Raw genomic sequence first — 1,423 nt, 5'->3', positions numbered from 1 at the left:
CTGTTGGAACGCAAGGCCGGTCGGCCGCTGATGCGGCTGGTGCTTTGATCGAGATTGCCTGCCCGGGTGCCGTTGTCGATCTCACCTTGCGGTTGCAGCGGTAATTTCATACCAGACGGACAAAGCCTTTCTTCTCGGTCAAACGGAGAATTCGCGTGAACCGTGCCCTGCCATTCGTGTTCCTTCTTGCGTTGAGTGCCCCTGCTCTCAGTCAGACCGTCGACAGTCAGGGTGCGAAGCAATTGTCCGACGACTTGTCCCGCTATGTCGGCAAGCAGGCCATCGACAAAGGCATTTTGAAGGTTTCGCTGGAAGGTGGTGCCTACAAGATCCTGTTCGATTTCAAGGCACTTGCCGCATCATTTCCGGACCAGAAACTGCTGAAGTTCGACTTTGCGCCCTATGCCCTGATGGTCAAGCCGCGCAGCGACGGATCCTGGGATGTCTCGATGGATTTCTCCCAGAGCGCCTCCTTCGAGTTCAACGGACCCGAAGGACTGCAAAGCACTCAGTTTTCGATCAAGGACGGCAAGGGCTCGGGCGTCTACGATCCAAATCTGGCGGCCTTCACCAGCGGCACCAGTTCGATGGCCGGCATGACGATGACGTCGAAGGATGCCAAGCAGCACATGGAGGCCAGCGCCGGCGCTGGCATCGCGACCGTTGCCGCGACCAAGTCGGCGACCGGGGGCGTCGATTTCACAACCTCGCAGAAGGTGTCGAGGTTTGTCGAAGCGATCAATTTCGATGACCCCGAGAGCGGGCTGAAATTCCCGGTCACCGTCAGGTCGCCGGAACTATCGGTCGAAGCCAGCGGCAAGGGCGTGCGGACCAAGCCATTGCTCGATCTTCTGGCATTTGCTGTGGCCAACGAGGACGAGGCGACGCTGAAGGCCAACCAGGCGCAGCTCAAATCGCTTTTGTTCGCCGCCTTACCGCTTTGGCAGCGTATCGACGGGACCTATGGTTTCAAGGATTTCGCGGTGGAAAGCCCGGTCGGCAATTTCGGCGCCACCCAGCTCAGCACCGTGTTCGGCTCCGACGGCGTCGCCCAAAACGGCACGATCACCTACGGCATCAAGGCATCGGGACTGACCGTGCCGACCCAGCTTCTCCCGAGCTGGAGCGTGGGGTTGTTGCCCACCGATGTCGATTTGAACTTTGGCGGCGCCAATATCGATCTCGACAGCATGGCGAAGAAGGCGATCGAAGCTTTTGATCTCAATAAGAATCCGCCGCTGTCTGCCGAATTCGGCGAGCAGCTTAAGGCCGACTTCATGGCCAAGACGCCGAAGGTCGTGCTTGGCCACAGCACCGTGAAGAACAAGGATACGGAGATCGCCTTGGAAGGCGAGATGACATTCCCAGGCGAAAAGCCCGAAGGTAGCGTGACCGTCGATGTCGCCGGCTTCGACAAGCTGTC

At 58.9% G+C, this 1,423-nt stretch carries 1 protein-coding gene; it reads left to right on the top strand.

The genetic code is table 11. The annotated features are described in order from the left end of the window. Positions 1-155: 155 nt before the first annotated feature. Positions 156-1,423: hypothetical protein (locus EN932_RS36080; protein ID WP_128369525.1), on the top strand; the 1,268-nt coding region annotated here is incomplete at its 3' end.

This window comes from Mesorhizobium sp. M7A.F.Ca.US.002.01.1.1, from assembly GCF_004022955.1.
Lineage (GTDB): Bacteria > Pseudomonadota > Alphaproteobacteria > Rhizobiales > Rhizobiaceae > Mesorhizobium > Mesorhizobium ciceri.
Note: the sequence above shows the minus strand (reverse complement) of the source record. Positions and strands in the feature narration are given on the sequence as shown.